29 protein-coding genes are annotated in these 24,815 nt (G+C 37.2%); 1 reads left to right on the forward strand and 28 read right to left on the reverse strand.

Annotated elements, in window-relative coordinates; all coding sequences use genetic code 11:
• Positions 1-25: 25 nt before the first annotated feature.
• The 20 genes from ACORHT_RS05075 to ACORHT_RS05170 all read right to left on the reverse strand — a co-directional run bounded on the left by ACORHT_RS05075 (position 26) and on the right by ACORHT_RS05170 (position 18,286).
• Positions 26-1,099, reverse strand: coding sequence for a restriction endonuclease subunit S (locus ACORHT_RS05075; RefSeq protein WP_434349601.1), 1,074 nt, complete (start codon positions 1,097-1,099; stop codon positions 26-28).
• Positions 1,100-1,132: 33 nt separating this feature from the next.
• A complete protein-coding gene (xerA, locus tag ACORHT_RS05080; protein ID WP_434349602.1) occupies positions 1,133-2,098 on the reverse strand; it encodes a site-specific tyrosine recombinase/integron integrase in 966 nt (321 codons plus the stop codon).
• A gap of 114 nt (positions 2,099-2,212) precedes the next feature.
• Positions 2,213-2,626, reverse strand: coding sequence for a type II toxin-antitoxin system death-on-curing family toxin (locus ACORHT_RS05085; protein WP_434349603.1), 414 nt, complete (start codon positions 2,624-2,626; stop codon positions 2,213-2,215).
• Entirely contained in the window at positions 2,623-2,859 is a 237-nt protein-coding gene (locus tag ACORHT_RS05090; RefSeq protein WP_000260607.1) for an AbrB family transcriptional regulator, read from the reverse strand. Before ACORHT_RS05090 ends, ACORHT_RS05085 begins: the two co-directional genes overlap by 4 nt.
• A gap of 59 nt (positions 2,860-2,918) precedes the next feature.
• On the reverse strand, positions 2,919-4,037 hold the full coding sequence (locus tag ACORHT_RS05095) for a restriction endonuclease subunit S (RefSeq protein ID WP_434349604.1): 1,119 nt from the start codon (positions 4,035-4,037) through the stop codon (positions 2,919-2,921).
• Positions 4,038-4,049: 12 nt separating this feature from the next.
• Entirely contained in the window at positions 4,050-5,543 is a 1,494-nt protein-coding gene (locus tag ACORHT_RS05100; protein ID WP_434349605.1) for a type I restriction-modification system subunit M, read from the reverse strand.
• A gap of 144 nt (positions 5,544-5,687) precedes the next feature.
• On the reverse strand, positions 5,688-6,563 hold the full coding sequence (gene aguB, locus ACORHT_RS05105; RefSeq protein WP_434349606.1) for an N-carbamoylputrescine amidase: 876 nt from the start codon (positions 6,561-6,563) through the stop codon (positions 5,688-5,690).
• A 9-nt stretch (positions 6,564-6,572) separates the two neighbouring features.
• Positions 6,573-7,658 (reverse strand): agmatine deiminase, encoded by a 1,086-nt coding sequence (gene aguA / locus ACORHT_RS05110; protein WP_434349607.1) that lies wholly within the window; start codon positions 7,656-7,658, stop codon positions 6,573-6,575.
• Positions 7,655-8,782 (reverse strand): carboxynorspermidine decarboxylase, encoded by a 1,128-nt coding sequence (gene nspC / locus ACORHT_RS05115; RefSeq protein ID WP_434349608.1) that lies wholly within the window; start codon positions 8,780-8,782, stop codon positions 7,655-7,657. The genes aguA and nspC overlap by 4 nt, the downstream gene beginning before the upstream one ends.
• Positions 8,782-10,041, reverse strand: a complete 1,260-nt coding sequence (locus ACORHT_RS05120) for a saccharopine dehydrogenase family protein (RefSeq protein WP_434349609.1) — start codon at positions 10,039-10,041, stop codon at positions 8,782-8,784. Before ACORHT_RS05120 ends, nspC begins: the two co-directional genes overlap by 1 nt.
• Positions 10,038-10,898, reverse strand: coding sequence for a polyamine aminopropyltransferase (gene speE, locus ACORHT_RS05125; protein ID WP_434349610.1), 861 nt, complete (start codon positions 10,896-10,898; stop codon positions 10,038-10,040). The genes ACORHT_RS05120 and speE overlap by 4 nt, the downstream gene beginning before the upstream one ends.
• Complete coding sequence (locus tag ACORHT_RS05130) at positions 10,899-12,353, reverse strand: aminotransferase class I/II-fold pyridoxal phosphate-dependent enzyme (protein ID WP_434349611.1); 1,455 nt, start codon at positions 12,351-12,353, stop codon at positions 10,899-10,901.
• Positions 12,354-12,950: 597 nt separating this feature from the next.
• Entirely contained in the window at positions 12,951-13,967 is a 1,017-nt protein-coding gene (locus ACORHT_RS05135) for a hypothetical protein (RefSeq protein WP_434349612.1), read from the reverse strand.
• On the reverse strand, positions 13,960-14,427 hold the full coding sequence (locus tag ACORHT_RS05140; protein WP_434349613.1) for a hypothetical protein: 468 nt from the start codon (positions 14,425-14,427) through the stop codon (positions 13,960-13,962). Before ACORHT_RS05140 ends, ACORHT_RS05135 begins: the two co-directional genes overlap by 8 nt.
• 43 nt (positions 14,428-14,470) lie before the next feature.
• Positions 14,471-15,265, reverse strand: coding sequence for a DUF4261 domain-containing protein (locus ACORHT_RS05145; RefSeq protein WP_434349614.1), 795 nt, complete (start codon positions 15,263-15,265; stop codon positions 14,471-14,473).
• A gap of 47 nt (positions 15,266-15,312) precedes the next feature.
• The gene (locus ACORHT_RS05150; protein WP_434349615.1) at positions 15,313-15,810 is read right to left on the reverse strand and encodes a hypothetical protein; all 498 of its coding nucleotides are present in this window, start codon (positions 15,808-15,810) and stop codon (positions 15,313-15,315) included.
• A 10-nt stretch (positions 15,811-15,820) separates the two neighbouring features.
• Positions 15,821-16,375, reverse strand: coding sequence for a hypothetical protein (locus ACORHT_RS05155; RefSeq protein WP_434349616.1), 555 nt, complete (start codon positions 16,373-16,375; stop codon positions 15,821-15,823).
• Between the two features lie 18 nt (positions 16,376-16,393).
• Positions 16,394-16,876 (reverse strand): hypothetical protein, encoded by a 483-nt coding sequence (locus ACORHT_RS05160; protein ID WP_434349617.1) that lies wholly within the window; start codon positions 16,874-16,876, stop codon positions 16,394-16,396.
• An 18-nt stretch (positions 16,877-16,894) separates the two neighbouring features.
• A complete protein-coding gene (locus ACORHT_RS05165; RefSeq protein WP_434349618.1) occupies positions 16,895-17,746 on the reverse strand; it encodes a CbrC family protein in 852 nt (283 codons plus the stop codon).
• A 33-nt stretch (positions 17,747-17,779) separates the two neighbouring features.
• Positions 17,780-18,286 (reverse strand): YfbM family protein, encoded by a 507-nt coding sequence (locus ACORHT_RS05170; protein WP_434349619.1) that lies wholly within the window; start codon positions 18,284-18,286, stop codon positions 17,780-17,782.
• A gap of 119 nt (positions 18,287-18,405) precedes the next feature.
• On the opposite strand from ACORHT_RS05170, the gene ACORHT_RS05175 reads away from it, so the two are divergent.
• On the forward strand, positions 18,406-19,425 hold the full coding sequence (locus ACORHT_RS05175; protein ID WP_434349620.1) for a hypothetical protein: 1,020 nt from the start codon (positions 18,406-18,408) through the stop codon (positions 19,423-19,425).
• Positions 19,426-19,455: 30 nt separating this feature from the next.
• On the opposite strand, the gene ACORHT_RS05180 is transcribed toward ACORHT_RS05175, so the two are convergent.
• The 8 genes from ACORHT_RS05180 to ACORHT_RS05215 form a co-directional block, all read right to left on the reverse strand.
• Positions 19,456-20,262, reverse strand: coding sequence for a hypothetical protein (locus ACORHT_RS05180; RefSeq protein WP_434349621.1), 807 nt, complete (start codon positions 20,260-20,262; stop codon positions 19,456-19,458).
• Positions 20,263-20,310: 48 nt separating this feature from the next.
• Positions 20,311-20,622: a hypothetical protein gene (locus tag ACORHT_RS05185; RefSeq protein ID WP_075227404.1), complete on the reverse strand. Its 312-nt coding sequence runs from the start codon at positions 20,620-20,622 to the stop codon at positions 20,311-20,313.
• A gap of 38 nt (positions 20,623-20,660) precedes the next feature.
• The gene (locus ACORHT_RS05190) at positions 20,661-20,981 is read right to left on the reverse strand and encodes a hypothetical protein (protein ID WP_434349622.1); all 321 of its coding nucleotides are present in this window, start codon (positions 20,979-20,981) and stop codon (positions 20,661-20,663) included.
• Positions 20,982-20,993: 12 nt separating this feature from the next.
• Positions 20,994-21,182: a hypothetical protein gene (locus ACORHT_RS05195; protein ID WP_075227429.1), complete on the reverse strand. Its 189-nt coding sequence runs from the start codon at positions 21,180-21,182 to the stop codon at positions 20,994-20,996.
• A 14-nt stretch (positions 21,183-21,196) separates the two neighbouring features.
• Positions 21,197-22,075 (reverse strand): DUF4300 family protein, encoded by an 879-nt coding sequence (locus tag ACORHT_RS05200; protein WP_434349623.1) that lies wholly within the window; start codon positions 22,073-22,075, stop codon positions 21,197-21,199.
• A gap of 45 nt (positions 22,076-22,120) precedes the next feature.
• Positions 22,121-23,002 carry a diacylglycerol/lipid kinase family protein gene (locus ACORHT_RS05205; protein ID WP_434349624.1) on the reverse strand — a complete coding sequence of 294 codons (882 nt, stop codon included), beginning with the start codon at positions 23,000-23,002 and terminating at the stop codon, positions 22,121-22,123.
• 277 nt (positions 23,003-23,279) lie between these two features.
• Positions 23,280-23,999: a class I SAM-dependent methyltransferase gene (locus ACORHT_RS05210; protein WP_434349625.1), complete on the reverse strand. Its 720-nt coding sequence runs from the start codon at positions 23,997-23,999 to the stop codon at positions 23,280-23,282.
• Positions 23,989-24,771, reverse strand: coding sequence for an alpha/beta hydrolase (locus ACORHT_RS05215; RefSeq protein WP_434349626.1), 783 nt, complete (start codon positions 24,769-24,771; stop codon positions 23,989-23,991). Before ACORHT_RS05215 ends, ACORHT_RS05210 begins: the two co-directional genes overlap by 11 nt.
• Between the last annotated feature and the right edge of the window lie 44 nt (positions 24,772-24,815).

Below are 24,815 nucleotides of genomic sequence, written 5' to 3' on the forward strand. Positions count from 1 at the left end.
TCTCTCACTTTGACTAAATAGATACCTATATTATACTAGATTTTAAGCTATTTCTCCACAGTTTTATAGCCATCTGACAAGCAAATTGTGATTTGTCTACCTGAGCCACAAAGTCTGCGAACTCGTTTTGGAGGGAAAGAGGGGGGAGGGGGATGGAAATATCTAATAAATCTGATTTGGTTAAGCTAGGTATCGTTACAGCTTTATTTAACTTTTCAAAATTGTATAATTGACAGAAATAGAATAAATATTCTGAGTTTATTTTTTCTAAAGTAGGTTCTAAACCAAACGCTGTATCTACATTCCAAAAGTTTTCTCTTACTAAAATCGGTTTATTTATATTTCCTTTACGTCCAATAATTACCGAATTTTTTTTCACAATCCAATCTTTAGCATATCCTATAATTCCGCCACTTCCATAAATAGGGAATTGTCCGTTTTTATCTTCAACAATCTTTTGATTTTTACCATTTCTTATAGTAAGAATCTCGTTCCATTTGCTAATTTTCCATTCTTTGTCATTAAGAATAACATCCCCAAATATCTCGTTAAATCGGGATTTTATAAGGCTTAAGAGTAATCTAGATTGATGTCTTCTTTTTAAAATCTGTTTATCTAAATTCTCTAAATTCTGAATAATCTTTTCTTGAACATCAATATCTTCATGGAACGTAACTTCAAACTCCGAAAATTGAGTTTTATTGATTGTTGGGACAACGGGTGCATTGGAAATAAAATCCAATTTAGGTTTATTATATAGCAATAAATATGCTAAATATTTAGATAAAATTAATTTATTCGGAACAATTGCATTAATTTGTTGATTAAATGATAATTCAGATTCAGAAATCATAACTTTACCAATTATACCTATACAAGTTACTAATACCGAATTTTTGGGGACGATTCTGGCACTGTTTCGTGCATTCTCAGATATATAGTTTTTATTTCCTTTTGATGACGAAATTTCATCTATAGTTTTAAAGTCATCTGGTTTTATAAAAGGGATATCATTACTATCATAAAATTCTAATGTTTTTTTACTAGGTGTATTTCCTGTAATAATTTTTCCAAGATCACCCAACTTCACTTTCTTCACGCAACCACCTCTTCGAAATATCGGGATTTGCACTTAAGAGATGAATTTCTGATGGGAATGTTTAACATTACTTTGGTTGACCATAGCATAGGCTAAGGTTGTGTCAATTTTGCTGTGACCTAGAAGTTTTTGGACTTGTTCGATAGGCATTCCCTTATCAATTGCCTTTGTTGCTAGTGTTCTTCTAAATTTATGTGGGTGGACCTTTTGGATTCCAAGCTTTTGACCTAACTTTCTTAATCGAATCTCAACACCAGCTATTCCAAGTCTCTGGGCTTTTCCAAGCAAGGTAACAAAAAGAGCTGGATGATTATCTTCTCTGCTATTGATATAGTTCCTTAAATGAATTTTCGTACGAGCATCAAAGTAAACAGGTCTCTCCTTTTTACCTTTCCCAAATACAACACATTCACGATTTTCAAAGTCAATATCTGATCGATTCAGCTGTACAAGTTCTCCCACGCGCATTCCTGTTGAAGCTAGCAGATCGATCATTGCTAAATCCCTTGAGTTTTCACAATTGTCTCGCATGATTTCAAGATGTTCATCAGTATAAGTTTCTTTCACAGTTTGTTCGGTCTTAATCTTTTTTATCCGTCGAATAGGATTTTTGATGATATATTCCTCCTGCTCAAGCCAAGCAAAAAACGAAGACAGGATTCGTCGGATATTGTCCAAATTTGCTTTGCTGCAATCTTTTTCTGACTGATACTGTGCTAGATAACTTCTCAAATCATCTGTTGTCAGTTGTGTTACAGACTGCTTTATGCTTGTAAATAAGTTTTCAATGGTTCTTTGATAATAACGAATGGTTTTTGCACTACAACCCTCCACCTGTTTAGCAGTAATAAACAAGGCTAACAAGGAATTATTCGTATACTTCTGTTGATTTACACCACTCACTAAATGACGCTCTAAACTCTCCCGTAATGCTAGTAATTGTGCATTGTTTAAAAGGGGTAGCATTTCTTGAATGATGATTGTCACTTTTGTTTCCATATATTCTCACTTTCATTATTTTAATAAAAAGAGACAATATTAGTTTTCTGAATTACAGAATTCTAATACTGTCTGTTTATCTATTTTTTACTTATAGGATTTAAATATCCAAGCTTAAATTTGGCCATTAGCTCTAAATGAATGTTCTGAGATCCATTTGGTGTAGCTACCTAACCTTTCATCTGTTAAGGATTCTACTGCGATAGTTACACACATATCGACCGCTTCTTCAACTGTTACAGAAAAACGATAACCATTTAACTGTAGAAATTTCACCAAAACGAAGAAAGCAGTTCGTTTATTAGCGTTGGCAAAAACATGCTTCTTGATCAATTGGACAAATAGTATCGTTGCCTTATCAAAAATTGTTGGATAAAGAGGTTTACCGAAGACAAATTGTTCTGGTAAATTGACAATCATATTTAAGGCAGAAGGACTAACTGTTTGAATTTTTTCATTAGGTGAATACCGTTGAATTGCTAAAGCATTGATTTTTTCGATTTGCCTTTCTGTTAGATAGACTGTCATTTTTCCACCAAAGCTTTGAAAACATCATCGTATTCGTCAAAAATTTTGTCCAAATTTAAGTCAAAGGCATCATCAGATACATAAGAAATCTGATGTCCAGACTCTTCGGGAGTAAAGATAATTTCACCACTTGGTAACAATTTCGCTTCGTATTTTACACCACTTGGAATATTGAATTCACTTGGAATGGTAATGGTGATTGAATTTCCTTGTTTTCTTGTTTTTACTACCATCTGATTTCCTCCTTTGAAGTATTATAACAAATAATTACCGTAATTACAATGACAGAATATCAACCAAAATACTCCTGCATAAGAGATTTCTTCAAAGTTTCAAGTTCTTCTAGTGATTTTTGAATTGCCAATTGTGATTTGTCGACCTGAACCACAAAGTCTGCGAACTCGTTTTGGAGGGAAAGAGGGGGGAGGGGGAGAAGTATTTTTTTTAATTTTGTAATTGGTAACTGAGGCTGAGCACTTCCTGATATCACTCGACTATAATTATTATTCCTTAAAACGTGAATAATAAATTTCTGATTTAGATTTGGTTTCTTAGGACGTAATATTACCATACCTGAATTTATGCGTAAATGTTTATATTTTATTGATTCATCGTAGTACGCTACATTTCCAACAGTACCTCTTGTTGTCAAGACTATATCATAACGCTCAAGTTTGCCTTTTCTAAGCAATTTATCCTTTGTTTCAGTAATAAATTGATTTGTAAAAAATGAAAATCCATTTTTTGTAACATTCTTTGTATTTAAAAATAAGCAATATTCTTCATCAAACAACTCATCTGATTTCGGATAATTTTTTCCTCTATCACCATCTATAATATCAAATAGATTATCAATACTTTCAAATTGTTTATTTCCCCCAAACATCTCGTTAAATCGGGATTTGACGAGCAGATTAAGCTCTTCAAGTTGTTCTTGTCTCATTGAAATTAGCTTGCTCAACAAATCTAGTTTCCTTGAGATCTTCTGTTGCTCTTTTAAACTTGTATAAGAAACTATAATATTATCAAAATATTTTTTAGTTAAATGCTTCATAGTAGAACCATGAGTATTTTTGACAGCATCTTGTAACCCTTTTTCAACAACATATTTGAAATAAGATTTATTAATATCTAGCTTATCAAAAACAGCTTTAAAAATATGTTGATTTAATACAGCTGTCTTACCGTACCACTGAAAAACACCTAGAGTTCCCGACCAAGAAATAAGAATATCACCAGTTTCAACAATATACTTTTTATCAATCTTACCAGAATAATAATTAATTTCCTTTGAAGTTTTTGTAAGATTCTGAATCCTTATTATCTCTTTTCCTTCAGTTGACCAATCTTGTGGTTTAAAAGCATAACCATTAATAAAAGTTGCCACTTCCCCCAACTTCACTTTTTTCATACATGCATCTCCCTACTTTAGTAATTCTTCTAACTCTGCTAAGCCAGCTTGAATTTCTTTTTCTAGATCATTGATTTTCTTTAAAATAACTTCTGTTGGTTCATAGTCAACTTTTTCATACTCGATTTCTTTGTATTTATTGATGGACAAATCAAAATCATTTTCCTTAATCTCATCAACTGGAACAAAGAAGGACTGGTCTGTTCTCTTGCGATCTGCTTCTTTCTCTAATTGATGGAATCGTTGAATAATATCTGGAATATCATTTTCGTTGATAGGCTGGCGTTTATCATCTAAACTCAGACCGTCTGTTTTCATATCGTAAAACCAAACCTTATCCGTTCCACCATTTCCAGTCTTAGTGAAGATAAGGATAGCGGTTGAAACTCCAGCATAAGGCTTGAAAACACCACTTGGCATCGAAATAACTGCATCTAGTTTATGATGCTCAACGATTTCCTGACGAATCCCTTTATGAGCTTTAGAGGAGCCAAAGAGGACACCGTCCGGTACAATAACAGCTGCACGTCCACCTGGCTTCAAAGTGCGTAAGAAAAGGGCAAGGAAAAGCAACTCTGTCTTCTTAGTCTTAATCGTAGCCAACAAATCGCCAGAGGTTGAATCATAATCAAGAGATCCTTTGAAAGGTGGATTGGCTAAAACTAGAGTATATTTATCAGCTTCTTCATTATCTTGAGAAAGCGAGTCTAAATAGCTAATTTGTGGATTCTCAACCCCATGGAGCATCATGTTCATAGCCCCAAGTCTCAACATTGTCGTATCTGTATCATTCCCATGAAACATAGTATTGTGGAAATGCTTTACACTGTCAATATTTGTTTGCCACTCTTCTTTTCTTCGGTCTAGGTAGCGACTTGCAGAAACTAAAAATCCTGCAGACCCCATGGCAGGATCTGAAATAATATCCGTAATTGTCGGTTGCATTAGCTCAACCATCATATCAATGATATGACGAGGAGTACGAAATTGTCCATTTGCCCCTGCCTGAGATAATTTTGACAATAGATACTCATAGATGTCTCCAATATCATTTATACTTTGTTTGTCACTATAAAACTCCGTATCCGATCCTTTAGTTGGAAATTCATCCAATATAGAAATTACTTTTTGGAGTGTAGCAGGTTTATTGATTTGAAAAATCGCTTCACGCATATAACGTGAGAAAGCTGTATCGTCAGTATCCCCTTTCAGATTCTTAATAAATGGAAAAATCTCTTGTGACATCAGGCGATAAACTTCTTGCGCATCTCCTAAGTTCTTAAAGGTTGACCAACGATATTCAGGTTTATCCTTTGGGAAAATTCCCTCATAGGAAATTCCTAAAAATTCAGCATCATTTTCTCGTCCAAGTTCAACTCTGTCCAAATCCTTCATAAATAAAAGATAAGTCAATTGCTCAATGTTGGTCAAAGGATTCGCATTCCCCTCTGTCCATAGCATTTCCCAAAGCTGATCAATCTTATTCTTTAATTCGCCTGTAATCATATTTTACCTCTCAAAATGTTTCAATTTTAAAAATCTGACATACAAAATTTTAAAACTTCTTATACCCCATTTTATCAGAATCCTAGAACATTATCAAAAAATTATTATAGTATCTACAGAAAAAAGCCTCCAAGAGGCTTTTTCTCATCTGACAATATCTTTATACATGTCTGGTCTTCTATCTCTAAAGAGACCCCAGTTCAGGCGCTCCTTCGCTCCCTTGTCAAGGTCATAAGTGGTTAAGAGGATGGCTTCAGCTTGTCTATCTGCTTGAGTCAAGATAGCTCCTGTTTCATCGGTCATAAAGGATGAACCGTAGAAGTTAAGACTGGAACTTTGTCCCCCATTTTCCTCGCAAGGAGTGACTTCTTCTAAACCATAACGATTGGCTGCAATAACTGGCACAATATTTGCTGCTGCATGTCCCTGCATGGTACGTTGCCAATGACCACAACTATCTGTATCCAAAATCGGCTCCGAACCAATGGCTGTTGGATAAAAGAGTAATTCTGCACCATTTAGTGCAAGGCAACGGGCAGTTTCAGGGAACCACTGATCCCAACAGATGCCAATACCAATCTTGGCATAACGAGTATCCCAGACCTTGAAACCAGTATTTCCAGGTGTGAAAAAGAATTTCTCCTGATAATAATGGTCATCTGGTATATGAGTTTTACGATAAACGCCCAGTATTTCTCCATCTGCATCAATGACAGCAATAGAATTGTATAAGACATTACCATCTTTTTCATAAAAACTGATTGGTAAAACGACCTTTAGTTCCATGGCAATCACTTTAAAATGCTGAATAGCCGTATTTTCTGTCACCGACTGGGCATACTGGTAGTAGTCATACTGACGCTCCTGACAGAAATAGGGACGTTCAAATAATTCGGGTAAAAGAATAATTTGTGCACCTTGTTCTGCAGCCTGACGTACTAAACGCTCTGCTGTTTGAATATTTGTTGCCACATCCTTGGCACATTGCATCTGAATGGCTGAAACTTTTACATTTCTCATCTTTTTCTCCTATTCTGGGATTTGTTGGGTGATACAGTGAATATTGCCACCACCTAAGAGAATATCTCTGGCTGGAATTCCGACAACTTTACGGTCTGGGAAACACTTACTGAGGATATCTAAGGCTACTTGGTCATTGACATCTTGAAACTGAGGAACCAAGATTGCCTTGTTAGCAATATAGAAATTGACATAGGAAGCAGCAAGCCTTTCACCAGCGTAGCGTTCTTCTTCCCCTTCTTCGTAGATGTAGCCTGGCAAATCCTCTTCTGTCACAACTTGTCGAACTGCAGGGATAGGCAATTTATGAATGGTAAACTTCCGTCCTTTTGCATCTGTTTCCTGTTCTAAGAGCTCTAAATCAGCTACAGACATGGCATACTGAGGATCGTTTTGATCATCTGTCCAAGCCAAAACAAGCTCAGCAGGACCAACAAAGGCAGCAACATTATCAACGTGTTCATTGGTTTCGTCCTGATAAATACCATAAGGAAGCCAGATAACTTTTTCAGCGCCAAGGCACTCTAATAAGGTATTTTCGATTTCTTCCTTACTAAGATGAGGATTGCGACCAGAACTAAGCAAGCAACTTTCAGTCACGAGAATGGTTCCTTGACCATCGCTATGTATCGCTCCACCTTCTAGGACAAAAGGTTTGGCATCATAAACAGGCATTTCCAAGGCCTCAGCAAAACGACTGGCTACTTGGTCATCATCTTCATAATCTTGATAAAGACCATCAACAGCACCACCCCAAGCATTGAAAGCCCAATCTACTGCCAACTTTTCTCTTTTATCATTGATGAGAATGGTCGGCCCTGTGTCACGCGCCCAAGCATCATTGGTAGGAATATCTAGACAAACAATCTTGTCTCCAAGGTAATCTTGGGCTTCAGCTAAGTGGTCTTGTTCCACCAAGAGATAAACGGTTTCCCCTTCTGCTATGGTTTTGATAATCTGGCTAAATGCTCTTTTAGCAGCTTTACCTTGAAAAGGCCATGATCCTGGTCTTGTAGGCCAGATCATCAAAGTTCCGTGATGGGGTTCGTACTCTGCTGGCATACGATAGCCTAATTTTTTTGGACTGTCCATCATGATAATCTCCCTTTAAAATCTTGATAGCCAAAGGCTTTGACTAAGCTGCAGTCTCCCTGTTCGTCCATGAGATAGAGACTTGGCAATCCAATACCATTAAAAGTATTATTTTTGACAAAAGAATAAATGGCCATGTCTTCGAAATAGAGGCGATCGCCGATTTCAATCGGTTTTTCAAAGCTGTAATCCCCAATGATATCTCCTGTCAGGCAAGTATTTGAAGAGAGTCTATAAGTATAAGGTTTTTCTTGCGCTTCAAATCCATCTCTCAATGGAGGACGATAAGGCATCTCAAGGACATCTGGCATATGGCAGCTTGCTGAAGCATCTAACACCAAGGTCTCAATCCCGTTTTCAACAATATCCAAGACTTCTGTCGCTAAATAACCCGCATTAAGGGCAATGGCTTCTCCAGGTTCAATGTAGACGTCAAGGTTATAAGTTTCTCGAATGCGTTTAATCTCAGAAATCAGTAAGTCCACATCATAGTCATCTCTCGTAATATGATGACCACCACCCATATTGAGCCATTTGACTTGGTGTAAATAGGCACCAAACTGGTCTTCTACTGCTTTCAAAGTCGTTTGTAAATCATCTGCCCCTTGCTCACAGAGGGTATGAAAATGAAGTCCATCAACCAAATCCAATAAATCACTAGGTATCTTGTCTGAAGTCACTCCAAAACGAGATCCAGGAGCACAAGGGTCATAAAGCGCGTGGTCACCCTGCGTTGAACATTGAGGATTGATGCGAAGACCGACACTGATACCAACTTCACGACAAGGTTGACCATATTTTCGTAATTGTATCTCTGAGTTAAAAACAATATGATCAGATATTTGCAGTAGCTCTTCCATATCTGATTCCTTGAAAGCAGGCGCAAATACATGGACTTCCCCAGGGAATTCTTCCCTAGCCAACTTAGCTTCAAAGAGTCCACTAGCCGTTGTACCAGAGAGATACTGGCTAATCAAGGGATAGGTTTTATAGAGAGAATAAGCCTTTTGAGCTAGCAAAACCTTACAACCTGCCTTTTCCTGAACCTCTTGCAGAATGCTACAATTTTCTTCTAGTTTTGCTAAATCAATGACATAGGCTGGCGTTGGTACTTGTTCTAATTTCATTAGTCCACCATTTGTGGGTTTTCTACCACAACCCATGGCAAACCGTATTTATTTAAAGTTTCCATGAATGGGTCTGGATCCAACTCTTCAAGGTTATAAACTCCAGGCTGTTTCCATGTACCATCCATAACTAATTTTGTCCCAATCATGGCTGGAACACCTGTTGTGTAAGAAATGGCTTGTGAACCAACCTCTGCGTAACATTCCTGATGGTCGCAAACATTGTAAATGTAGATGGTCTTTTCAACGCCATCTTTAACACCAGTAAATATACATCCGATATTTGTTTTTCCAACAGTACGTGGGCCAAGGCTTGCAGGATCTGGAAGCAAGGCTTTCAAGAATTGGATTGGTACGATTTCTTGTCCGTTAAAATTAATAGTATCTGTACGAAGGAGACCAACGTTTTCCAAGCATTTCATGTGAGTTAGATAAGATTGGCCAAAAGTCATAAAGAAACGAATGCGTTTAACACCTGGAATATTCTTTGCTAATGATTCGATTTCTTCATGGTGGAGGAGATACATGTCTTTTTGACCAACTTGAGGGAAATCATACTCACGCTTGATAGACATAGCTTCGACTTCTACCCATTTTCCATCTTCCCAGTAAGAACCTGGTGCAGAAACCTCACGTAGATTGATTTCTGGGTTAAAGTTTGTCGCAAATGGATAACCGTGGTCACCACCATTACAGTCTAAAATATCGATATAGTGGATTTCGTCAAAGTAATGTTTGAGTGCATAAGCTGAAAAAACGCTGGTAACACCTGGGTCAAAACCAGAACCAAGCAAGGCAGTCAGACCTGCTTCCTTGAATTTTTCTTGATAAGCCCATTGCCATGAGTAGTCAAAGTAGGCTGTAAAACCAAGTTCCTTACAACGTTTCTCATAGATGGCACGCCACTCAGGATCTTCTGTATCCTCTGCCTCGTAGTTAGCTGTGTCAATATAGTGCACACCTGTTGCCAAACAAGCATCCATAATAGTCAAATCTTGGTATGGTAGAGCTACGTTCAAAACAGCTTCTGGTTTGTAGCTTTCAATCAAGGCAATAACTTCTTCTACCTTGTCAGCATCAAGAGCAGCTGTCTCAATCTTAGTATTTGTTTTACCTTCTAATTTAGCCTTCAAGTCATCACATTTTGACTTGGTACGGCTTGCAATCATAATCTCTTTAAAAGTTTCGCTGTCTTGACAAATCTTTGAAATAGCAACTTGGGCAACGCCCCCACATCCAATAACTAGTAAACGACTCATTTTTTTCCTTCCTCTTCTTCTAAAATGTCCTCAACATACTTGGGCAGCATAAAGGCTCCTACATGTAAGTTTGCAGTGTAATATTCTGTGAAAAGCTGGCGTTTTTTCCAACCTTCCTTGTCAAAATCTTTGACAGGGTGATATTTTTTCGATGCAAACCCAAATAACCAATAACCTGCAGGACTGGTAGGGATATGTGCCTGATAAACTCGACTGATTGGAAAGGCTTGATTGACCTTGCGGTGCATGCTTCGACAAGCTGACTCATCTTCGTCAAAGAAGGGACTACCATGCTGATAAATCATGATTCCGTCCTCTTTCAAGGCTCTGTAACTATTGCCGTAAAATTCCTTAGTGAAGAGCCCTTCCGTATGACCAAAGGGATCTGTCGCATCATTGATAATGATATCGTAATCATCTTCGCAGTTCCGTAAAAAGCGAAGCCCATTTTGGTAGTAGATGGTAACACGAGGATCATCTAGACCAGCAGCGAATTCTGGGAAGTATTCTCGACAAACCTCAACCAGCATCTCATCTGGTTCTACAATATCGATTTGTTCCAATTCTGGATAGAGAGTTAATACTTGGGCAACACCACCATCACCACCCCCAATAACCAAGACTTTCTTTGGATTGGGATGGACAGCCATAGGAACGTGAACTGTCATTTCGTTGTAGACAAAGTCATCTGCATCTGAGAACAAGACGTGCCCATTTAAAATCAATATCTTTCCAAAAGCTGGCGTATCTAAAACTTCAATATCCTGCCATTCACTTTTACCTGCGTAAAGTTGCTTAGCTGTTCTCAAGGACAATTTCACATCTGGAGTATGAACTTCAGAAAACCATAAATCCATTTACTTCTCCTTTCTCTCAATGACATTAATGTGGTTGACCTCTGGATCTTCCGTTCCTTGGAGAGAACAACCACGTTCTTTAGCAAATTGGATATAATCGACAAGACCTTGTGTAATGCGTTCACCGGGCGCTAGGATTGGAATTCCTGGAGGATAACACATGACAAATTCCCCACAGACTTGCCCAACGGACTCGTCCAAGGTTAAGCTTCTTCTCTCTGAGTAGAAGGCTTCCTGAGGAGACAGCACCAACTCTGGTTGGATATATTCGCCAGCAATCAAGTCTTTTCCATCTCTAGAATAAAGTCTCTTGATATCAGCTAGAGCACCAACCAAGCGTTCAATGTCTTGGATACGGTCACCAATCGAAATGTAGGCCAAGATATTGCCAATATCACCAAACTCAATCTGAATGTCATATTCATCACGTAAGAGGTCATAAACTTCAATACCTGTTAAACCAATTCCCTGAGTGTAAACTGACAGCTTGGTCACGTCAAAATCACAAACGGTCACGCCATCTACTAACTCTTTTGAGTAGGCATAGTAGCCACCGATGGCATTGATTTCACGACGAGCGTACTCAGATAGCTCAATAACCTTCTCAAATGACTCTTTACCACGAAGGGCCAGATTGCGGCGTGAAATATCCAAACTAGACATTAACAAATAGGATGCTGATGTTGATTGGGTTAGGTTAATGATTTGACGTACGTACTCAGGATTCATCTGATCCCCAACTAAAAGAAGTGAACTTTGTGTCAAGCTACCACCAGACTTATGCATAGACACTGCTGACATATCTGCTCCTGCATCCATAGCAGATAGAGGAAGTTTATCTGTAAAGTGGAGATGAGCACCGTGTGCCTCGTCTACTAAGACTTTCATTCCTGCAGCATGGGCCATCTCTGTTAGCCCCTTAAGATCTGAACAAATCCCATAGTAGGTTGGATTGTTTATTAGGATAGCCTTGGCATCCGGATGGTCCTTAATAGCTTGTGCCACACGATCATTTTCAAGCCCCAAAGCAATACCGATTTTGGGATCCACACTCATCTCGATATAGATGGGAATAGCTCCACATAAAACGAGTGCATTGATGGCTGATTTATGGACATTTCGTGGTAGGATGATTTTATCCCCTGCTTTACAGGTGGAAAGAATCATGGTTTGCACGGATGAGGTTGTCCCGCCAATCATTAAAAAGGCATGAGCAGCACCAAATGCTTCTGCTGCTAGTTCCTCTGCATCTCTGATAATCGAAATAGGATGCCCAAGATTGTCCAAGGACTTCATAGAATTGACATCAATACCAACGCATTTTTCCCCTAAAAGTTCAACTAACTCTGGATTCCCACGGCCACGCTTATGACCTGGCACATCAAAAGGTACAATCCTTTTTTTTCGTAACTTAACTAACCCCTCATAAATGGGAGCTTGGTTCTGATTTAACATTATAAAGACATACTCCTTTACTGTATTTTTCACACCTTAATTTAACTTAGGCGCCAAGGATACTTATGAAAAAAGAGCAGGTTGGCACCTGCTCTACAATCTACTGACGTGTTTATGTTTGTTTCTTTTGAGTATGTCTGTTCCTGATGTTTCCTAACTCTCTAGTAGCAAATATTACGTACTTTATTGATCGTTTCACAAGATGACGTGTGCTTTCACCACACTAACAAATGTATACGAATTAGAACTAATGTTCTAACATCAACTTATAAAAGTAGGCTTTTAACCCTATCAATAATGTGGCTTTTCAACCACGCTTCGGCATTCAACCCTGCCTGTCCGTAGGCATTTTTTACTCGGGTTTATATTTGCTAGAAAACATCATCTCATTTTCTAAGCTTCATTACTATATCATGTTTTCAGAGACTTGTAAAGTATTTTTAGAACTTTTTTTAAATAATTTACTATTTAGTTCGTGTAATTTATTCAACCAAGAAATAGAAATCGTTTTAAATTTAAATCAAAAACAAAAAAAGGAACTAAATAAATTAATTCCTTTAGATAGGCATAAGCAAATTCAACTATTCAAAATTGTATTTACTCATCACGCGCTACTTTGGCAGCTAGTTCAAAATCAGTCATCAAATAATTTTCATCTAGACGGATAAGACTATAATACTCATTCCAAAATAGAGAGTCACTGTTACTTGACCACTGTAATCCATACCACAATTGAGTGACATCACTTGTATGTGATGGGGGGATTGACCATAGATGCTTTTTGAAAGTTTCTTGAACAAGTGGAACATCCAGTCGACTAGTCAAGTCGAGTTCATCCAATTTCAAAATTATAGAATGTTCTTTAGCTGCTTCAATGCTTTCCTTATTAAATCGAATCTGAATAACCTTAGAATCTTCTAAAACCACGTCCTTATCTTCTGCCCCGTAAAAGGAAATACTCCCAAGAACTATGCCATCTTTTGCAAAGAGATAGGGAGCGTAGGGAACAGCATTGCTATCAAGTCTGAAGCCTTTTTCGATAGTGACTGATTTATCTCCTGCATACTTTTGGAAATTGCCATCTGTCAGGAGGTCTTCGTAGTCGCTAGCACCATCTCCCTGTCTTACATAGATATCAAATCCAGCTTCCATCAGATCACTTGCTTTGGTTTCTGCTAACGTAATTTTACTTTCATTAATTTGCAAAATCGGTGCTTGAGGTGGGAGTCCAATCGTGAGATGAAACATGACTCCTACTAGAAAGACCATCAAGGTTATAAGGAGGGCAAGTAATGACTTTCCAGTCCTTTTTCTTGCATTGAAAAGGGCCATTAGAGCAGGTAGGAGGATCATTTTGGCTAAAATAGAATTCCCAACTCCACCTCTATTTAAGGTTTGAAAGGCAAACATCCCTGCGATTGCAATCAGTGTCAGGTAGATCAAAATCTCACCTAGACCCAGTTTTTCTGTTCGAGTTTGTTGATTTACAGGGGTTTCGTACAATGATTTCCCATTCTCTTTCCTTTTCTTTAGAAAAAGATAAAAGCCCAGACCTAGTAGCAGATTAAAAATTGCAAAAGCAATTAAAGTACCTATAATCACCGTTCTAGCCATGGCTCTCTACTCCTTTAAGTTCTCTCTCAAATCTTATCTTTCTCTTTAATGTCCAATTCCCAACTAATAAAACCAGCAAGAAGAAGGGGCCACCTTCAATCAGTACAATCGGTAAAGCCAGTATAGCAATCATCAAAAAACTAGCTTTCTTTTGACGCCAACTACCGCCCCATTCTCCGTTTATCAGCTGACCCAAATAGTCGATGTAGTCAGTATACATCATAAACAAAGGATTTTGGAAATCACTGGTCTTAAGGTAAATGAACAAAGCAGAATTTAGAAAAACATAAAGAATTCCAAGGACTAGAATAATCTTTTGACTAGTTCGACTAGCCTCTAGAACGATTTTTTCTCTCTTCTTTGGTTTTATTTCCTTGAGACTTGGATTCTTACAAGAGAGTTTTTCAAATCTATAGACCAGAAATCGGTAGAGATAATACTTTTTTATATCACGCTTCATAAAACCCCCAATCTAGGAAGGACATTCAAATATAAATCATGGTCTAAACATCTAATTTCAAGGAATTTCCTTCCAAATAAACGGCTTTTGACTCAGTGATTTTGATTTTTTGATCTTCTGAAAAGCCAATGGTTTCACCGTCCTTTAAGGTGACATCACTGCCTAAAACATACTGAAGAATAGACAAGAGGAAATAATATAAGTCATCGCTATTCATAGGAGACTCGATAATTTCAATCTCAGTTTTTCCAAACTCTTTCAAACCATAAGTGTAAATACTAGTTTTATCACCCTGGTTGATAATTCCCATATAAATCCAGAGTTGAAGGGGAAGCATTTCTTCTTTCAAAAGGTCAGCCAGGTCTAGATAAAGATCTTTGGGCAAGAGCAAGGTGGTAGATCCCTGATAAATACCAATAGCTGATTGACTAGTTTTTAGGATAGAGGCATTGACTTTAGTTAATAGGGAATAAGTTTCTACTGGCGAAAGATTGTCAGACAAAATAGAAACAATGGCGTGTTGTGTGTGCTCCTGTGTTTCCTTCTCAACATCCTGCCAGAGGTAAGAATAGGCATACAATTCTTCAAATTCTTGACTTGGGATAGGCAAATCCATTAAAGCTAGCGCAACGAGAGCACCATCAATCACAAAGGTTGCACTAGAATCATCCCCAGAAACTTCAGAAATTTCAAGCCCCCAATGAGATTTCAATTCCTGAACGACCTGGTCTAAAGAATAGGCCTGCTTGCCTTTGAAGAGGGGCATGGACAAGATCAGTTGTTTTTTCTTCTCTGACTTTTCTTTCTTACTAGCAAATAGATTTTTTAAAAAATTCATAGGACTTCTCCTTTTTTCATATTAGTTGGGAAGCAAAGCTATCTTGGTCAAAGTGAGTCGAGATACCAAGTTTCCTCGTCCTCAAAACCGTAAAATTTCTCATCAAGTAGCCAATTTCCATCCACCAATCTAAGAACAAACTGATGCTTCATTTCTAATGCTTCTTGAAAATGGGTGATAATTCTTGCTTCTTCAGCTTTTGTCATGATAAAATCTACAGAAAAATCATTCCTTTTAACATAGTTATACTCACTTGGGGAGCCATAAGTATTTCGAACTCCTTCTTCCAAGCATTTTTTAGTCACGCGTCCAGTTAGAAGTTGGATTTGTCTATGAAAATAGTCATCCATAAGTTCATTCCACTTGGGATGAACTTGATTTGCTGGGATGGCAAGGGCTTCTTTTTCCTTATCCAGTGCTCTGTTACGCTCAAAAATTTCCTCTTCTAACAAGGTTAAACTTTTGAGTAAATCAAGCAAGGGTGGAATGATTATTTCCACCATAGCTCGATAGTTTTCAGGGGTATTTTTATAGTTCACTCTCATGATTACTCTCTTAACCCTCCTGGATTAATTGCTTTAATTCTAAGTCTGAAAGAAAGCCTTCCATGTAGAGTTTCCTAAGTAAATCTTTATCTACGATAATTTCATAATAGTCAGTCACAAACTCATGAAATCTCTCAAAGCTATCGAAAAGGTAAGAAAGCAACCATTCTCCACCATCCTGATCTTGGTAAGTCTGTTGATGCGCGTGACCGTCATACCAGATAAAGAAGGTTGTTTCATCTTTTTGGTCTTCTGAATAAAGTGAAAGATACTTTTCGTCCAGTCCTTTATAAAAACTATCGATGATATCTTGATTCCACTCGTCAGCAGCAAACTGGCTTAAACTACTTTCATGATCGAAGCCTTTTATAAGGATCATTTTATCAGTCAAAATCACATCTAAAGAATCACCAGATCCATTGTCAATAAGGTAGCGGAGTCCATAGTCTTCCTCAGTCTTATTCAAGAGTCTGAGCCAATCCTCACTCGGATCTGTCAGATACTCATCAATGACTAGCAAGGCATCTAAGCGAGTCTTTATCTTTTCCCAATCAATCTTTCTCATCTCTAAAAACCTTCCATCTTATTCTTGCAATTTATCAAGATCACAAGCCCTATAACGAGCTGTTAGATAGCCTGAAAAGCTAATCTGAGGGATATTCCACTCATTAGGCAAATAAATCGAACAAGCTACCTGATCACCTAGAGGGGAACTTGCTGAGAAGACATATCTTCCCAAATCCTCATTATTAGGATTTCTTTCAACTTGACCCAATCTGCTAGTATTGAACCAGTCTTTAAACAGTAACCAGATTTGCTCGGCATCTTCGTTTAATAGGGAGACTTTCAAGTTGTAGCTGATTCCGACCCTACATCTTTTTTTGAATCCTGACTCATCAGCCTTACAAACTTTTATCGATCCCTTATCATACTGCCAGTTATCACTATCTAATAGGGGAAATTGAACAGATAGATTGTCTTTAAATCCCTGCATAGTGTCTAATAAATCTTTGGAGGCTGCTTCAAATAATTCTAGTTCTTCCATAGTCTTCTCTTTAATTTTCATAGCTAATCACATTTCGATTTAATCTGCATCAACCCAGATCTGGTATTTTTGACAATGGAGACATCTGAAAAGGTAACCACAGATAGGCCCGTCTTTGACCAAGTAGTCTTCTACCTCTTGATATTCTTCACGCGCTTCATAGTCTGCCAAGACTTGCTCAGCGATTCCCATATCCTTCAATTCTCGAGTTCCAACTGTACCCAAGTAAGCACAATAATCTTGGCAACAAGAAAGCCAATATTCTCCCTGCCAACTAGAGTAGCCTGGGGTCTGACAAAAAAGCAGCTGATTCTTTTCTGGATCCAATTCACCCTGCCACTCGGCATCTTGGATAAATTCTGCATCGAATTTTTTAGCTGCTTGACCGTTTGCAATGCACATTGGGCAAAGGTATTCTATATTCTCGATACTATAAGGTATCAAGGCATAATAAATATTACTTTCTTTCCCACAAGATGGACAAAGCTTGGCTTCTCCTTCAACAAATGAACCTGTAGCTAAGGGATCTGGATGATAGATAAAATGTGGCAAAGACTGTAATAGCTCCTGTCTCTCCTTCTCCTCTTCTTTTCTTAGAGGACGAGGAAGGGCAAAACGATCGCCATGACTCTGACTCATTTCTTGTAATCGGCTCAGTTTCTTTAACTGTTTTCGATCAGGTTTGTCTAAGATTTCGGTAAATAAGCTATAGGCACTAGTGTAGAGACCCAATTGTTCATAGAGGTCAACTAAGACTTTTTTAGCATCTAAATCCTCAGACTTAGCTAATTCATCAGCCAAATCATAGAGTGCCGTAACACTGGAAGAATTTCCATCTTTAGCATGGCATTCCCTTGTCCGGGTGATATATTCTTGTAAATATGGATTCATCTGACTACCTTTTCTTACATGGATAAATTCTGATTAACAAATAGTGACCAGGACATTTCCATTGAGCTCCAGAATCTTTTTGTAAAACTCTTTCATATTTACAAAACTGATTCGAATTTCATCCTTGATTTCTTCCTCTTCCTCAAGATAATCCCAAATATCAGGATATAAGTCGGCTTTCTTGCATGCTACCATACTAAAGTCTGCCAAGGCTCTGTCCATGTCAAAACTTTCTAGAGCTTCTACGATCTCAGCTATCTTGTTTTTTTCAGTATAGGCTATGTACTCAGACACTTCTTCTAAAGGAGTCACCCCTAAAACCGCTTCTCTCAAGGGATTGTCATCCAAAAATTCTGAACTACTAAATCCTGTCAAGACAAAGACCAAGGCATCCCACATTTTGTCGATATCTATTAAGATATCATGAGTATCAGCTGAGTCCTCAGCAAAGTCTAACAAGTCATCTTCTTGGTTAGAAAGAGCTTTTATTTGTTCTAATTCATTGTCTGGTAAATATTGATAATTGGCAATCATTCCCATGATTTTTCTCCTTTGAATCTTGTAGGATAATACTGATGTTTTTAGCTCTATTTCTATAGAAAATGCTATAATGGAGCTAAGAAATTGTTTTATTGAATGTTAAATAGGGGGAAATAGTAATGTTCACTAGTATTGTTTTGGGTTTTTATGCTCTTTTCTTTCTATCCTTGTCCTTTACTATCTATCTCTATATTAGACTTGTAGTTGCGGTCAGACAAGGGAAAGATATCCCAAAATGGATCTATAAACTCGGCCATGCCGTTCAAGGAAGAATTCACGTTGACTATGAAGAAATTACTGATGCCAATGCCCTTAAAGAAATTCATTGGTTCTTGCTAATCTATTTAATCGTAAATCTACTCGTATTGGCTGTCTTCTACTATCATGGTAATAGCTTTCCTCAAGCCATTTATGAATGTTTGAAAAAACAATTTTTTATCGTACTTGTTAGTATGGTTTTAAAAAGTATTGGCAAATTTGTTGTACTGGCTATAAGAAAAAACTTTCATAACAGTCATGCCTATGCATCAACCAACGCTTTTATCGGGACAGCTTTTTTAACGAGCTATGTGTTTATGTTTTGCATGATGATGAGTGGTCTTCCGGCTCAACCTGTTCCAGTAAGCATTCAAGATACCACTGTCATTATCGGGGAGACCAAGGCTTCCGAGCTTTTAGACCAAGGCTATACCTTTGGAGATAAAGGCGCAGAGAGCTCCATCACCAATCCCAAAAACGACCACTTCTACTACGGTCAGCTTCTCGAAGTCAAGCGGGATAATCAGTCCTATGGCTTTATGAGCCTTACTCCTACAGGAAGAGATACTGATCAACTCAAAAACTGCGTCATAACCTATTACAGAGCACCTAAGTATAACAAGCAACTAGAAGAAATTTCCATCAATCATGTCAAGCTAGCAAATCTCAAGCTCCAAGATTTTCAAACACGAAAGTTAATTGATATCTTTGAAGTTAATCCTGCTGATTATAATGTCTCTGATAAGGATAACAACTTTATCCTAACCATCCAAACAGCAGATTACGACCTCTGGAAAAGATACCGTATTGAATCCAAGTTCAATTCAGATGGTTCCCTAGATAGTTATGGTGTCAGAGCCCAACACAGTCAATGGGAGTGATTGACCATTTCCCCCTTTATCACATAGGCATTAAACTGGAAAAATATCGTCGACAAGCTTATAGGTTTCGATGAATCGAAGGCCAGAGGAACCTTTATCTCTAGTGATTTCTTCATAAATATCTTCTAAATTTTGGGCAGGTGCCAGCATCCAAAGACTAAAAGGTCTAAGTTTCACCTGTCCAATTTTTTCAATATTTTCTAATAATTGCCCTAAATCTTTATGATTGAACCAGCAATCTGTAACGAGAGCAAACTTTGTATTGTCCATCTTACAGGAGATTTGACTGGTCAAAAAATCATCTATGGAGGGCTTTTTTGTTTGTAAGAGGCGTGTGCAAGCCAAATGATACTCAAGCTTTCTAGGACTCTGCTCAACCATAGATACAAAGACAAGACCATACTCATCTTGGAACTTAACAGCAAGGAGATCTCCTTCTTCAAAATAAGGTTTGCGTTTAGTTTTGGCTTTAGGGACCTTTAGAGGCCTAGGATTTTCAGTTTGCAACTGAACTCCAAGTTTTTCCAAGACCTTTTTCCTTTGCTTCAAAGCCTTTGAGTCTATTTCCGACCAAAATGGATCTGGACCTTTTTTGATAAGCTCCAAGGTTTTATCTCTGATATCATCTGTCAGGTGACCAATCTTCCACAGTGAGTAGGCAAGAGCTGTCCAATAAATTTCTGTAAAAAAGTCTGTTTGGCAGTAATCATTCTCCGCATCAAGGATATCCTTGATAATATTGGCCACATGTTCACCGTCTCTATAGCGACCAACTACCTCATTGTAAATGTCATAACCTTGATCACTGTCAATGATTTTAACGCCATCAATAGCCATACTCAACTCCTAATGTTCAATCGACATCTTATTGCTAAATCTCAAAACTTATTTAATCTTATGCTTGTTCATTTTCTCTTGGAAAATATCTGTAAGAATTTGGCGTAATTCTTGAGCTTCCTTATCAGGAAGTTGGCCTTCTTGTTCAGCTACGACGTATAATTCTGGATACTCAAGCGAGATTCTCTTAACAGTACGTGTAATGGCATGTTTTCTAACAAAAAATGGAATCCGTTTAATCATATCTTGAGGAATTAAGGCGATAATCTTATCGGCAGTTTCCTTATCGTTCAGCTTAGAGAAAGTTAGTCCCTTTTTAATCATTTCTTGTTCTTTTTCTGTAAAATCTTTAATATCCATTGTGTTTCCTTATAACTATTTTATTTACTACTATTATACTATTTTTTTAATTGGTCGAATGAAAAATCTCTATAAATCCTCTTTTTCCCAAGAACGGAATCTGTTGTAACAGGTAGTTTTTTCAGCAACTCTTGAATATCAATATCTTTGGGAAGAGGATTAAATTCTCCCAGACTATTTTCCTGAAGATGTGCTGCAAAGATAAACTCTCCCTTTTCCCAATCCATAGCACAATCATTTATAACATCTACTGGCGACAGGTCCAGCAGTTCTTGCTCTTGCGCTATAAAAGTTTCATAGATCAACTCAAAAATGGCTTCCTTATCAATTTTTACAACTCTTAATGTATGTTCATCCATGCTTGCTGTCCTTTAATCATCACTATCATCTTCTGTCACATGCCAAACCTGAGCTTGGTAGGGTTCTCCATCACTATCGTATTTATTGATATATCCAATAAATTTTTCATTTTCTCTTGGTTTATGTTGGTTAGCATTGATTACCCAAACAGCCCAAACTCCGACCAAGACAATCATTATGAATGCCAGTACTACTTCCATATTAATGCCATCCTTTAGAATTGAACCCACTTATCATTATCCATAATAAAGGGCTTCGCTAGACCTTCTCCTGTATAGTTTTCGTATTTTGTATCTAGATATTTGTAGCAATCTTCCTTGGTTGCAAATTTGATAGCTTGATAAGGCTCCTCAAAAGTTAACTTTTCGACAAAGAGATAGCCGTCCTCACTCGGTACAAGAATTCCAACATGACCGATAAAGAGAGATTGACCATCCAAGTCATCATGGACGACTACGGACAGCATTCGAGCATTCTCATTAAACTTGAATTGAGAAAGGAATTTTTTCATCTTAGCAGCATGCACCTTAACATCTGTCGTTGCTTCGGTCTTGACTCTTGAGAATAAAATATCAAAAGCATCCTTGTCTTCTGCACCAAAGACTTTTCCCTTATCAATGGCATCATTATCGACAAACAAGAGAGAATCGTCTTTCTCTAACTTAGGGATTTCGATAGAATTTTTCAATAAACAATAACTGTTAATACGACAGTTGGTACCAACAAAATCACCTTTCTTCGGTGCCCAAAGATTGCTTATCTTTTCAACATCATAGTCTGTTTTGGTAAATGTAGAAAAATCTCCAGTTAAGCCTACTGAACCGACAGTATTGTTATAATCGTTGACAAGGTTGAAAAATGCATCGACACTATCTTTATCCAAATGTGCAGTCAAGGCTTTTCGAACTTCTTCTGCACTTGGTTGACTGTTCATATTGGTATAGCTAGCCTTCCAAGAAACTTGAGCAGACTGTGTTTGAGTTACAGAAGTTTCAGTAGTTCCATCACTCGACTTTTGAGCTTGATTACAAGCCACTAAGGTCAAAAGAAGTGTTGAGCAAAGACCAATAGTCGCTAATCTTCTAAATTTCATAGGCTTTCCTTTGTTTAAAAAAATTGTTGTTAAAGGTAAATAAGATTATGCTTTCGGTTGAGAATAGACTTGGATATGCTGACATAGCACCTTAATTTCTACTGGTAGGTCATCAGATTTGTCACCATCAACATCCGTTTCTAATTCAGAATCAGAAGAAATTTTTATATGACGAGCTTTTATGTACTCGATGTGATCATTTTCTACAACATCACCCTTTAATAAGTCAGGGATTACAGATAATTTAGAAAGAATTGATGCATCCTTAAGAATCAGAACGTTTGCATATCCGTCCTTATCTTCATCAAAAATCTTCTTATCAGCAAAATAATTGGTTAGGAGAACTAAAACGTGACTTGCTTCTCCAATATAGTTTCCATTTTCTGTTTCAACTTGAATGTTAAATGCTTGATCTGTAACGACAGACTTCATGGTATTAATCGCATAGGCTAGCATACCAAATTTTGTTTTATCTTCTATCCCAACGTTGTGAATCGCTTCTGGTAGTGAACCAATACTAAAGATATAACCAAAATAATTTCCATTTGATTTTCCGATATCAATCTTATTCGTAGAATTAAAATCGAGTTCGTCAATAGCTCCATCTATATCTTGATTAATTTCTAAAAGTTTCGTAATGAGATTTCCAGTTCCTCCTGGGATAATCGCAAGTTTAGGAATGTAGTCTCTTTCAGCGATACCAGAGATTACTTCATTGACTGTCCCATCTCCACCGAAAACGAGAACTGCCTCATAATGCTCCCGAGAAGCTTCTGTGGCGAAGTTGGTTGCGTCTTGCGCTTTTTGTGTAATTCTGGTATCGACTTGCTCGAAGTATTTTTTAGCCTTATTTTCTAACTTTTCCTTATAATCTAAAGCCTTTTCGCCACCAGAGGTTGGATTGATAATCAACATTATTTTTTGCATTCATTTTCTCCTCAATATCTATTTACATCTTTAGGATATCAATATATCTTTTTTTGATACACTTTATTATATAATGAAATTTCTAAAAACAAAAATTGAAAGTACTGAACTAAAATAGATACAATCCTGAACTGTCTAAGAATTTTTCTTTCAAAATTCGAAAAATAAATTTGTGGAAAAAATTCTATCAAGTTACAAACTGAAGAAATCATCTCATTCACTCTTTCTTCATATACATCAGTTTTTGTTTTACTTTAAAACAAAAACTATGCTTCTATTATTTTCTTAGCCACAAATGTTGTAAAAAACTAATATCTTTATAAGGTTTTAAATCACATACTGCAAGTTCAATCTTTGTCATTTCTTCTAACCAGTTTTCTTTGCTTTTAAATTCATTTGGTTGTAGACTGTAAAATGTTCGAATCCCCAAATAGTTTTCTAATTCAAGACCAGACAAAGCTAATAATTCCTCTATCGTATAAGTAGAACCACTTGCAAAAGATAGGCTCTCAAAATTTTCACCATTGAGTAAGCTAAATGCCTGATTGATGTCATTAGCAAAAACAACACTTTGTAGAACTTTTCCAACTTGATTATGCTTGATAATTGAAATCAAGCCATCATCTTTTAAAATTCTTTTGAACTCCAGAATATAGTCTTTTCGGTCATTAGGATCTATATATTCTAAAACATTATGGCAAAGGACAAGATCAAAGGATTTATCCGTAAAACGAGCGAGTTGGTCAATACTTCCCCACAATTTTTCATAGGATGTGGAAGAGTTGGCATAGAGCATTTCCTCATTAGGTTCAACAGAAATAACTTGATTCTTGCGAGAAAGAAATTCACTGACCAAGCCAAATCCAGATCCAAAATCAAGAATATTCTTACCTTCCAGGTGAGCAAGTTGGGCAAAGGTTATTTCATATTGTATCTTTCCCCAAGGTTGTTTTAACATATTTCTATAATGTTCAAGATTAGATTTTTTACTTGTCATGTCTTACCTCATTGAAACTGATATTTTTCTTTACAATCATTTCTTCTAAAAGTTTACAGTAAACTGCCGGATTTTCAGTGATCTTACAACAGTGGTCATATCCTTGCCAAATGTGAAATGTGGCATGAGGATACTTTTTGGGAAGAACTTTTTTAGCAGCTATCAAGTCGAATTCTTTTGAACCATAAAAGAAAACACAACTTTTTTGTTCCTCTGGCGTAAGGTTAGGCAAAGCTACGAAGGCACAATCATGGGAAATATGTTTGATGCTTTCTTCATCCATAGCAATGAAAGAATCCGCCATCATCTCTCCTTTGTCTCCATAAAGTGCAACCATCTTATGAACAGCAAGATCTCTATTTCTCAGAGCTTTTCTATGTTTTATTAACAATAAATACCTAGTAAAGACATCAAGAAAGGGCGCATTTGTCCATAAACTAACCCCTTCAAAAACAAGTTTCCTAAACCTGATATCCTTGTAATTCAATAATTGCAGTAATACAACACCACCCAAGGATGCACCAAAGGCTAAACACAAGTCTTTTATATGATGAGCCTTTAGATAATCATAGATCAGCTGGCTTTCCTTAAGAGACGATTCGTAAAGGGCTAGAGCTGATTGCCCATGTGCAGACAAATCCGGAATGATATATCTAAACTCTTGCCCCATCTGGTCTGCAATCAGGGACTTCATCCCTTGAGCCGATGATAACATCGGGTGAATTAACAATATCGTATCTTTCTGATTAGAATTAAGATCAAGAATGTTCATTATCTATCACCAGATTTCTTTCCTTTTTAGCCCTTATCCTTAAA

The organism is Streptococcus sp. KHUD_014, assembly GCF_051106275.1.
Taxonomy (GTDB): domain Bacteria; phylum Bacillota; class Bacilli; order Lactobacillales; family Streptococcaceae; genus Streptococcus.